The organism is Streptomyces sp. NPDC060205 (genome assembly GCF_042728395.1).
Taxonomy (GTDB): Bacteria; Actinomycetota; Actinomycetes; order Streptomycetales; family Streptomycetaceae; genus Streptomyces.
This window is the reverse complement of the sequence record NZ_JBHWZP010000306.1, coordinates 1-10,767: the sequence shown is the minus strand read 5'-3', so window position 1 is coordinate 10,767 and position 10,767 is coordinate 1. Positions and strand designations below refer to the sequence as shown.

Sequence of the window (10,767 nt, the reverse complement as noted above, 5' to 3'; positions counted from 1 at the left end):
CGACCAGCCCCCACCGGACCCGCACCCGGGCACACGCCCCCTGCCCCGCAAGGGGCGCGGCCCGCGACGGCCGAGGCCCGCCTTGAAGGGGCGCGAGGAACGGCGCGAACGCCCCCACCGGACCGCACAAGACGCCCGCCGTCGTCACCCCGCGGAGTCGGCTACCGCAGCCACGGCAGGTCCGCCCCCGCCCCCTCCGGCTGAAGCCCCTCTGCGATGAGCAGCATCGCCTCCCCGAGCGCCTTCTGCTGCTTGGGCGTGAGGCGGTCGAACAGCGCCTGCCGCACCGCGGCCACATGCCCGGGAGCGACCCGTTCGAGAACGGCGTACCCCTCGTCCGTCAGGACGGCGAACTGCCCCCGCTTGTCGGACGGACAGTCCTCCCGCCGCACCCACCCGTTCTTCTCCAGCCGGGCGATCGCGTGCGAGAGGCGGGAGCGCGTGATCTTCGCCCTCATCGCCAGCTCGGTCATCCGCAACCGCCGCCGCGGCGCCTCGACCAGCTGCACGAGCAGCCCGTAGTAGATGTGCGGCATGCCCGCGTCACGCTGCAGCTGGCGGTCGAGATGGTCCTCAAGAAGCGTGGTCGCGTGCATGAACGCACGCCAGGTGCGCTGTTCCTCGTCACTGAGCCAGCGCGGCTCGTCAGCGGATGCCGTGTTCATACACCTACTGTACGAGCCTCTTCTTGAATCTTAAACAAGTAGGGAGTAGGCTCCGCCTAACAGAGCTTGATACTTCAAGCAATCTCGCTTCGAGCAGTACGAGAGGGAGCCGCAGTCATGTCCGCAGCCACCGAGGAACACCCCGCCGTGGAGCGCATGCCCGCCCTCTACCTCTCGCACGGCGCCCCGCCGCTCGCCGACGACCCGGTCTGGCCCGGCCAGCTCGCCGCCTGGTCCGCCGACCTCCCGCGCCCCAAGGCGATCCTGATGGTCTCGGCGCACTGGGAGGAGGCCCCGCTGGCGCTCGGCGCCACCGCTCCCGTGCCGCTGGTCTACGACTTCTGGGGCTTCCCCGAGCACTACTACAAGGTCCGTTACGACGCCCCGGGCGCCCCCGCCCTCGCCGAGTCCGTCCGCAAGCTGCTGCGCGCCCCCGGCACCCCGGTCCAGGACATCCCGGACCGCGGCCTGGACCACGGCGCGTACGTCCCGCTCGTGGAGATGTTCCCCGAGGCCGACATCCCGGTCCTGCAGATCTCCATGCCCACGCTGGACCCGGTCCGCCTCATGGAGACAGGCCGCAAGCTCGCCCCTCTGCGCGACGAGGGCGTCCTGATCGTCGGCTCCGGTTTCTTCACGCACAACCTCGCCGCGCTGCGCCAGGGCGGCATCCCCGGCTGGTCCGCCGAGTTCGACGCCTGGGGGCAGCAGGCGCTCGACTCCGGGGACGTGGACGGCCTCCTCGACTTCCTCCACAAGTCCCCGGCCGGACAGCTGGCCCATCCGCGCACGGAGCACTTCGCCCCGCTGTTCGTGACCATGGGAGCGGCGGACGCCGCCGGCGACCTGGCGTCCCAGCGGTCCGTGATCGACGGCTTCTGGCTGGGCCTGGCCAAGCGCTCGGTGCAGTTCGGCTGACGAGACCCGCCTCTTCTTCAAGAAGTCCCCCTTTTCGGAGGGGCCCGGTCGGCCCGGTCTCAGAGGTCCTTCTCGTACCGCGCCACATCCCAGTACCGGCCGAACTTCCGGCCCGCCTCCCGGTACGTACCGAGGTACCGGAACCCGAACCGCTCGTGCAGCCGCACGGACGCCTCGTTGGGCTGCGCGATCCCCGCGTACGCCCGGTGCAGGTCCTCACCCGCGAGCGCGTCGAAGAGGGCCTCGTAGAGCCGCGTGCCGATGCCCCGCCCGCCCGCGCCGGGAGCGACGTAGACCGTCATCGCCACGGACGTCGCGTACGCGGGCTTCGGCCGGAACTCGCTCGATGTGGCGTACCCCAGAATTCGCTGTGAGTCCGCGTCCACGGCAACCATCAGCCGATGCGGGCCGTCTTCAGGGTGAGAGAGCAGCCAGGGACGTCGCTCCTCCGGGGTGAAGACCGCCGTGTCGAAGGTGATCGGCGTCTCACGGACGTAGTGGTTGTAGATGTCCGTGAGGGCACCGAGGTCGGCTTCGACTCCCGGCCTGACCTCGACCTCTGTACGTTCCGACGACACCGGACCTCCTTTGGCGGCGGCACAGGATACTGCAAGATCAGAAAATTCGAGGACCGGGTTGGGAATTCTGTCCGGATTCCAGTCGTTGTTTCCATCGGAAGCAGGGCACTCGGGAGGGTGTCCCAGCCACCAAAGACACCACTAGGACCCGCAAGCCCACCATCGCAAGGGAGCACGCATGGCAACCCGTGCCGTCGCCCGTCGTAAGTCCGCCTCCGGCGAGACCGACGCGGCACGCAGTGTTCGCGTCGTAGGCGGCGAGATCGCCGACCGCGACCTGGTCGGCATGTATCTCGACGAGATAGCGCGCACACCGCTGCTCGACGCCGCCAGGGAGGTCGAGCTGTCCCAGACCATCGAGGCCGGCGTCTTCGCGCGGCAGCTTCTCGACGGTGAGACCACCGACACCAAGGTGAAGGCCTCCCGCGAGGAGCTCGAAGCGCTGGTCGCCGAGGCCGAGCGGGCCAAGGAGGTCTTCATCAAGTCGAACCTCCGCCTGGTCGTCGCGGTAGCGCGCCGCTACCCCCGCAGCGGCCTCCCGCTGCTGGACCTGATCCAGGAGGGGAACGCGGGCCTGGTGCGCGCGGTCGAGAAGTTCGACTACCGCAAGGGCTTCAAGTTCTCGACGTACGCGACCTGGTGGATCCGTCAGGCCATCACCCGGTCCATCGCCGACCAGTCGCGCACGATCCGGCTCCCCGTCCACCTGGTGGAGGAGCTGGGCCGGATCCGCCGTGTGCAGCGCGAGTTCAACCGCGAGCACGGCCGCGACCCGGAGCCCACGGAGATCGCCGCGGAGCTGGACTCCAAGCCGGAGCGCGTCATCGACGTCCTGGACTGGGCCCGCGACCCGGTCTCGCTGAACATGGCGGTGGACGACGAGGGCGACACCCAGTTCGGAGACCTGCTGGAGGACACCTCGGCCGTGTCGCCCGAGCAGTCCGTGCTGACGCTGCTGCGCAGCGAGGAACTGGACGACCTCATAGGCCGCCTCGACCAGCGCACCGCCTCGATCATCAAGATGCGGTACGGCATAGAGGACGGCCGCGAGCGCACGCTGACCGAGGTCGGCAAGGAGCACGGCCTCACCCGCGAGCGCATCCGCCAGATCGAGAAGCACGCGCTGATGGAACTGAAGAAGCTGGCCCGTTCCACGGGGTTCGACGCGGCGGCGTAGACCCCTGCGGGCTCCGGCGGCGCCCCGGTCCGGGCAGTGGTTCAGGCCCTGCCCCGGGGCCCCGTCCGGGATGAGAAAAACTGGTCCTCGCGGAGGGGAATGGGTCCCCGTTTCGGGGGCATGCGAGCCTACCGCGGGACGGACGAGCAGATCTGTGTCGGCCATGCCTCACGGCGTGGCTGGTCAGAGCCGCTCACCGGGTCGCACAGAAGTCCGTTTACAGCCGCTTCAACACATCGGTCCCGGGGCACAAACCCCAGGACCCCCCATAGCCGAGTCCCGACGCACTCCCCCCGGTGCCGGGACTCTTCCAGAGCCGAGCTCCGGCGCCTCCCCCCCCCTGGCGCCGGGGCTCGGCTCCATCTGTGGGGTCGAGCGGCCGTTCCGTGCGGTCGTTCCGAGCGGCCGTGCGGTGTGCGGACACGACGACTGGGCCACCCCGAACCTGAACCCCGGGGTGACCCAGGCGGCACATTGTGTCACGGAGGCAAAAGACGCCGACGGACGCACCACGTGCGAGGACACGTGCCCGCCGCCCACCCGCGCGGCCCGCTAGCCCTCGACGGCCCGGCTGAGCCGTCCCCCCAAGTCCCGTACGCACGCGACGAGTTCCGCCGGCGCGTGCACGGTGAACTCGCAGTCCACCATCGCGAGCCGCACGGCCATCCACTCCACCGCGTCGCCCGTCGAGGCCCGCAGCCGGCACCGCCGGTCGTCGACCGGCTCGGGCGCCCCCAGCCACGCGGGCAGCCGCGCCGCGATGAAGTCCGCGGGCGCCATGAACGTCACGTCGAACGCGTACGTCTCCTGCCGCCGGTACATCGACTGCCGCAGATACTCGGCCGCGTCCCCCGTGGGCAGCTCGCGCCGCGCGAAACGGGCGCCGGTCGCGAAGGGCTCGGACACCCGGTCGACCCGGAACGTACGCCAGTCCTCGCGGCCGAGGTCGTAGGCGACGAGATACCAGCGGCGGCCGGTCGACACGAGCCGGTACGGCTCCGTCCGGCGCCGGCTCTCGGCCCCGTCCCCCGCGCGGTACGCGAACCGCAGCTGCTCCCGCCCCGCGATCGTCGAGGCCATGGTGGTCAGCGTCTCGGGCGCGATACTGGCGCCGTCGCCCGTCGTCAGGGGAGTGGTGGCGGCCTGCAGCGTGGAGACGCGGTGGCGCAGCCGGCTCGGCAGGACCTGTTCGAGCTTGGCCAGCGCCCGGACCGAGGCCTCGTCGACGCCTTCGACGGCGTGCCCCGCGCCGGCCCGCAGGCCCACCGCGATCGCCACCGCCTCCTCGTCGTCGAGAACCAGCGGAGGCATGGCCTTCCCGGCGACCAGCCGGTAGCCGCCGTCCGCGCCCTTGGTCGCCTGCACCGGATAACCCAGCTCCCGCAGCCGGTCGACATCCCGCCGCACGGTCCGCCGGGACACCCCGAGCCGCTCGGAAAGCTCCCCACCGGGCCACTCCCGAGGAGTCTGAAGAAGAGACAACAACTGCAACAGCCGCGCCGGAGTATCCGTACTCATGGGGTCTCCCTCTCGTCGAACCGCTCAGGGCGCGGCCCCCGAGGGGCCCAGCCCCCAAGGGGCGCGGGGAACTGCGCGACCAGCCCCCACGCACCCGCACCCGCGAACCAGCCGCAACCTTCCTCGCTTACCGGCTACGGCGAGGATGCCTCAGAACTAGGACAAGAACTGACCTACATCCGCCCTACCTTGCGGACATGACCTCACCGAGCAGCACCCCCGCACCCCCCGGCCGGGAGGCCACCCCGTCGACGCCGGTCAAGGCCACCGCAGACCGCCGCCGCTGGTACGCCCTGGCCATCGTCATGACGGCCGCCTTCATGGACCTGGTCGACGTGACGATCGTCAACATCGCGATCCCCTCGATCCAGCGGGACGCGGGCGCCACGTTCAGCCAGATCCAGTGGATCACCGCCGGCTACGCGCTCGCCTTCGCCGCGGGCCTGATCACCGGCGGACGCCTGGGTGACATCCACGGCCGCAAGCGCCTCTTCCTCATCGGTATCGGCGGCTTCACCCTCGCGTCCGCGCTCTGCGGCTTCGCCGTGAACCCGGACATGCTCGTCGCCTCCCGCATCCTCCAGGGAGCGATGGCCGCGCTGATGGTCCCGCAGGTCCTGTCGATCGTGCACGCCACCTTCCCGGCGCACGAACGCGGCAAGGTCTTCGGCCTGTTCGGCGCGATCGTGGGCCTGGGCGCGGTCTCCGGCCCCCTCTTCGGCGCGCTGCTCACCGAGTGGAACCTGTTCGGCCTGGAATGGCGGCCGATCTTCCTCATCAACCTCCCCGTGGGCATCGCAGGCCTGATCCTGGGCCGGAAGTTCATCACCGAGTCCAAGGCCCCGCGCGCCCTGAAGCTCGACCTCGTCGGCGTCGCCCTGGTCACCGTCGGTCTGCTGATGCTGCTCTACCCGCTGATCCGCGGCCGTGAGCTGGACTGGCCGGTCTGGGGGTACGTGTCGATGGGCGGCTCCCTCGTCGTCTTCGCGGCGCTGGTGGCGTACGAGAGGCGCAAGACGGCGCGGGACGGTTCGCCGCTCGTCGAGCTCTCCCTGTTCAGGGTGAAGAGCTTCGCGGCCGGCATCGCCGTCCAGACCGTCTTCGGGATCGGCCTCGGCATCTTCTTCCTGGTCTGGACGCTCTACATGCAGACCGGCCTCGGCTGGAGCCCGCTGCGGGCGGGCCTGACGGGCGTACCGTTCTCGATCGCGGTGTCGCTCGCGGCGGGTCTGTCCGTGCAGAAGCTGGTGCCGCGCTTCGGCCGCAAGGTGCTGCAGGCGGGCGCGCTCACCATGGCCGCCGGAGTGCTGCTCTACATCTGGGAGTCCGAGCGGTACGGCCTGTCCATCGCCTCCTGGCAGATGGCCCTCCCGCTGGTCGTGATGGGCCTCGGCATGGGTCTGATCGTCGCCCCGCTGACGGACGCGGTCCTCTCCGAGGTGCCGCGCGAGCACGCCGGTTCGGCGTCCGGCCTGATCAACACGGTCCAGCAGATGGGCAACGCCCTCGGCCTCGCCCTGGTCTCCGTCGTCTTCTTCGGCCGGATGTCCGACCGCCTGGCGCCGCCCGAGGTCGGCCCCGCGTTCGTCGACGCCTTCCAGCACGCGCTGGTGTGGGTCGCCGTCGTGATGACGGTCATCTTCCTGCTGATGTCCGCCCTCCCGAAGCGCCCGGCCCAGCACGTGGAGGGAGCGGAGGCGACGGAGGACGCGCCCGCGGCACCGAGTGCGCCCACCCGCGCCGACGACCAGGAGCCCGAACTCGTCCGCTGAGCACAGACGCCCGTACATGCCCGTTCATGCCCACATCGATGCCCGAACCTGTTTACTTTCCGGAAACGCGGGCGTAGCCTGCGAGGGAAACCACAGGTTCGGGCAGAGAGTGGAGGCGAACGGGCATGTACGCACCTGAGCGGCAGCAGGAGATCCTCCGGCTCGCACGTGACGGTGGACGCGTGGACGTCGTATCGCTGGCCGAGGAGTTCCAGGTCACGGCCGAGACCATCCGGCGGGACCTGAAGGCCCTCGACCGGGCGGGACTCCTGCGCCGCGTGCACGGCGGCGCCATACCGGCCGGGCGGCTCGACTTCGAGCCCGACCTCGCCGAGCGCGAGACCACCGCCGCGGACGAGAAGGACCGCATCGCCAAGGCGGCCCTCGCCGAACTGCCCGAAGAGGGCACGATGATCCTCGACGCGGGCACGACCGTCGCCCGCCTCGCCGGCGCCCTCCCGCTGGAGGCCTCGCTCACCGTCGTGACGCACAGCCTGCCCATCGCCGCCCGCCTCGCCGACCACCCCGGCGTCCAGCTCCACCTCATCGGCGGCCGCGTCCGGCACCGCACCCGCGCGGCCGTCGACGCCTGGGCGCTGCGGGCGTACGGCGAGATCCGCGCGGACGTGGTCTTCCTCGCCGCGAACGGCTTCTCCGCCGAACACGGCCTGACCACCCCCGACCTCGCCGAAGCCGCCGTGAAACGCGCCGCCCTCGCCGCGGCCCGCCGCGTGGTGCTGCTCGCCGACTCCGCCAAGCACGGCCAGGAACACTTCGCGCGCTTCGGTGGCCTCGACGAGGTGGACCTCCTGATCACCGACAGCGGGCTGAGCCCCGAAGACGCCACCGCCATCGAGCGCGGCGGCACGGAAGTGCTCTGTGTCTAGAAACGAGTGGGCATGATCCTCACCGTCACCCCGAACCCGTCCCTCGACCGCACGTACGAGGTCCCCTCGCTCGACCGCGGTGAGGTCATCCGGGCCACCGGCGAGCGCATGGACCCGGGCGGCAAGGGCGTCAACGTCTCCCGGGCGGTCGCCGCGGCCGGCCGGCGCACTGTCGCGGTCCTGCCGCTCGGCGGCGCCCCCGGCGCACTCGTCGCCGACCTGCTCGACGCCCAGGGCATCGAGGTCGCACCGGTCCCCGTCGCCGGGGCGACCCGCTCGAACATCGCGCTCGCCGAGGCGGACGGCGTCCTCACGAAGATCAACGCACCCGGACCCGAACTCACCCCCGCCGAGCAGGAGTCGCTCCTGGAGGCGGTACGCGAGCAGTCCCGCGACGCCGACTGGATCGCCTGCTGCGGCAGCCTGCCCCGCGGCCTCGCACCCTCCTGGTACGCGGAACTGGTCGCCCGCGCCCACCGGGCGGGCGCCCGCATCGCGCTGGACACCTCGGGACCGGCCCTGCTCGCGGCCCTGCGCGAGGGGCCCGACGTCGTCAAACCGAACGTCGAGGAACTCGCCGAGGCGGTCGGCCGCCCGCTCGCCACGGTCGGCGACGCGGTCAAGGCCGCCGAAGAACTGCGGGAGCTGGGCGCGCGGACCGTGCTCGCCTCCCTCGGCGCCGACGGGCAGCTGCTCGTCGGCGAGGACGGCACGTGGTTCGCGAGCGCCCGCGTCGACGTCGTACGCAGCAATGTGGGCGCGGGCGACTCCTCCCTCGCCGGTTTCCTCATCGCCGCCGGCAGCGGACCCGGCGCGCTCGCCTCCGCCGTCGCGCACGGAGCGGCGGCCGTCCAGCTGCCGGGCAGCGTGATGCCGAGCCCGGCGAACCTCGACCCGGACGCCGTGACGGTCACCGCGGAGATCCCGGTCGACCGCGTCCTGACGGAGCCGGCGTCATGAGCACCCCCTCGGTCCACCCCGCACCAACCCCGGCAGCCGCACCAGCCCCTGCGGCCCCAGCAGCCGCAGCGGCTGAGGCGACCGAAGCAGTCCCCGTCCCCACCCCCGCCCACCACTCTCCCCGGGCGATACGCGAGCGAAGGAGCCCGCGATGAGCGAGATGATCACCGCGGAACTGGTCGACCTCGACCTGTCCGCCGATACGAAGGAAGCGGCGGCGCGTGCCCTCGCCGAGCGCATGGTGTCTCTGGGGCGGGTGAGCGACCTGGACGGATTCCTCGCCGACGTCGCCGCCCGCGAGGCCCAGATGCCGACCGGCCTCGACGGCGGCATCGGCATCCCGCACTGCCGCAGCGAGCACGTCACCGAGCCGACCCTGGCCTTCGGGCGCAGCGCGGCCGGTGTCGACTTCGGCGCGCCGGACGGCCCCGCCGACCTGATCTTCCTGATCGCCGCTCCGGCCGGCGCGGACGACGCCCACCTCACGATCCTCTCGTCGCTGGCCCGCCAGCTGATGAACGCCGAGTTCACGACCGCGCTGCGGTCGGCGGACGACGCGGAGTCGGCGGCGGCGCTCATCCGCGGGGACGAGCCCGCCGAGGCGGGCGCCACGCCCGAACCCGCCGCGCAGCCCACGGCCGGCACTCCGGCCGAACCGGCGCCGGCTCCGGCGGCGGCAGAGACCCCGGCCGGGGCTGCACCTGCCGCCGAACCCGCGGCCGAGGGCCGCGCCCGGCAGCCGTTCCGGATCGTCGCCGTCACCTCCTGCCCCACCGGTATCGCGCACACCTACATGGCGGCCGAGTCGCTGGAGAACGCGGGCCGCGAGGCCGGTGACGTCGAGATCACCGTCGAGACGCAGGGATCGGCCGGCTTCACCCGGCTCGACCCCGCCGTCATCGCCGCGGCGGACGGCGTGATCTTCGCGCACGACGTGCCCGTACGGGAGAAGGAACGGTTCGCCGGGAAGCCGACCGTGGACGTCGGTGTGAAGGCGGGCATCAACAAGCCCGCCGAGCTGATCGCCGACGTACGCGGCAGGGCCGAACGCGGCGAGTCCACCTCGGCCGCCCGGCCCGGCGGCACCCCGGTGGACCGGGCGGGCGACCCCGGCGACGGCTACGGCACCAAGCTCCGCAAGTGGCTCATGACCGGCGTGAGCTACATGGTCCCCTTCGTCGCCGCGGGCGGTCTGCTGATCGCGCTCGGCTTCGCGATCGGCGGCTACCAGATCAACGAGGCCAAGCCGGTCACCGAGGTCTTCCACTGGGGCCAGATCGACAGCTGGGGCGCACTGCTCTTCCAGATCGGCGGCGTCGCCTTCGGCTTCCTCATCCCCGTCCTCGCCGGCTACATCGCCTACGGGATGGCCGACCGGCCGGGCCTCGTGCCGGGCTTCGTCGGCGGCATGATCTCCGCCAACATCAGCGCCGGCTTCCTCGGCGGCCTGGCGGCCGGTCTGCTGGCCGGCGCGGTGGTCCTCGCCATCCAGCGCATCAAGATCCCGCCGGTGCTGCGCGGCATCATGCCGGTGGTCGTGATCCCGCTGATCTCGTCGATGGTCGTCGGCTTCCTGATGCTGATCGTGATCGGCAAGCCCATCGCCAAGGCGCAGGAGGCGATGACGGACTGGCTCGGCGGGCTCTCCGGCACGAACGCGGTGCTGCTCGGCGTCCTGCTCGGCCTGATGATGTGCTTCGACCTGGGCGGCCCGGTCAACAAGGTCGCGTACGCCTTCGCCACGGCCGGGATCGCCGTGCAGGACCCCAGCGACTCCGCGATGAAGATCATGGCGGCCGTGATGGCCGCGGGCATGGTCCCGCCGCTCGGCATGGCACTGGCGACCACGATCCGCAAGAAGCTCTTCACCCCCGCCGAGCAGGAGAACGGCAAGGCCGCCTGGGTCCTGGGCGCGTCCTTCATCTCCGAGGGCGCCATCCCGTTCGCGGCCGCCGACCCGCTGCGGGTCATCCCGGCCTCGATGGCGGGCGGCGCGGTCACCGGCGCCCTGACCATGGCGTTCGGCTCGACCCTGCGCGCCCCGCACGGCGGCATCTGGGTCACCTTCCTGATCGGCAGCCCGTTCCTCTACCTGCTGGCCATCGCGGCCGGCACGGCGGTCACCGCCGGCCTGGTCATCGCCCTGAAGGGCATGCGCAAGCAGGCTCCCGACGGCGGTGCGAAGAAGTCCGCCGAGGCCGCGACGGCGGCGCAGCAGAAGGAGCCGGTGGCGGCGTAAGCACGCGGCCGCACGTACAGCACATGGCCGTGGCCCGGGACGAACTCCCGGGC

The 10,767-nt window shown here is 71.7% G+C and carries 9 protein-coding genes; 6 read left to right on the top strand and 3 right to left on the bottom strand.

Going from position 1 to position 10,767, the window contains the following annotated elements:
- Nucleotides 1-161: 161 nt before the first annotated feature.
- Complete coding sequence (locus ACFWGJ_RS35450) at nt 162-665, bottom strand: MarR family winged helix-turn-helix transcriptional regulator (RefSeq protein WP_387332811.1); 504 nt, start codon at nt 663-665, stop codon at nt 162-164.
- A gap of 117 nt (nt 666-782) precedes the next feature.
- On the opposite strand from ACFWGJ_RS35450, the gene ACFWGJ_RS35445 reads away from it, so the two are divergent.
- Nucleotides 783-1,583, top strand: coding sequence for a dioxygenase (locus ACFWGJ_RS35445; RefSeq protein ID WP_387332809.1), 801 nt, complete (start codon nt 783-785; stop codon nt 1,581-1,583).
- A gap of 59 nt (nt 1,584-1,642) precedes the next feature.
- Here the strand turns inward: ACFWGJ_RS35445 and ACFWGJ_RS35440 are convergent, their stop codons facing one another.
- Nucleotides 1,643-2,161 (bottom strand): GNAT family N-acetyltransferase, encoded by a 519-nt coding sequence (locus tag ACFWGJ_RS35440; protein WP_387332807.1) that lies wholly within the window; start codon nt 2,159-2,161, stop codon nt 1,643-1,645.
- A gap of 178 nt (nt 2,162-2,339) precedes the next feature.
- Between ACFWGJ_RS35440 and ACFWGJ_RS35435 the strand changes: the two genes are divergently transcribed.
- Nucleotides 2,340-3,338 (top strand): RNA polymerase sigma factor RpoD/SigA, encoded by a 999-nt coding sequence (locus ACFWGJ_RS35435; protein ID WP_387332805.1) that lies wholly within the window; start codon nt 2,340-2,342, stop codon nt 3,336-3,338.
- A gap of 552 nt (nt 3,339-3,890) precedes the next feature.
- Here ACFWGJ_RS35435 and ACFWGJ_RS35430 read toward each other — a convergent pair.
- On the bottom strand, nt 3,891-4,856 hold the full coding sequence (locus tag ACFWGJ_RS35430; RefSeq protein WP_387332803.1) for a helix-turn-helix transcriptional regulator: 966 nt from the start codon (nt 4,854-4,856) through the stop codon (nt 3,891-3,893).
- A 197-nt stretch (nt 4,857-5,053) separates the two neighbouring features.
- Between ACFWGJ_RS35430 and ACFWGJ_RS35425 the strand changes: the two genes are divergently transcribed.
- The 4 genes from ACFWGJ_RS35425 to ACFWGJ_RS35410 all read left to right on the top strand — a co-directional run bounded on the left by ACFWGJ_RS35425 (nt 5,054) and on the right by ACFWGJ_RS35410 (nt 10,714).
- On the top strand, nt 5,054-6,628 hold the full coding sequence (locus ACFWGJ_RS35425; RefSeq protein WP_387332801.1) for an MFS transporter: 1,575 nt from the start codon (nt 5,054-5,056) through the stop codon (nt 6,626-6,628).
- A 125-nt stretch (nt 6,629-6,753) separates the two neighbouring features.
- On the top strand, nt 6,754-7,515 hold the full coding sequence (locus ACFWGJ_RS35420; protein WP_107015525.1) for a DeoR/GlpR family DNA-binding transcription regulator: 762 nt from the start codon (nt 6,754-6,756) through the stop codon (nt 7,513-7,515).
- Between the two features lie 12 nt (nt 7,516-7,527).
- The gene (gene pfkB / locus ACFWGJ_RS35415; protein WP_387332799.1) at nt 7,528-8,475 is read left to right on the top strand and encodes a 1-phosphofructokinase; all 948 of its coding nucleotides are present in this window, start codon (nt 7,528-7,530) and stop codon (nt 8,473-8,475) included.
- 151 nt (nt 8,476-8,626) lie between these two features.
- A complete protein-coding gene (locus tag ACFWGJ_RS35410; RefSeq protein ID WP_387332797.1) occupies nt 8,627-10,714 on the top strand; it encodes a fructose-specific PTS transporter subunit EIIC in 2,088 nt (695 codons plus the stop codon).
- Nucleotides 10,715-10,767: the final 53 nt, after the last annotated feature.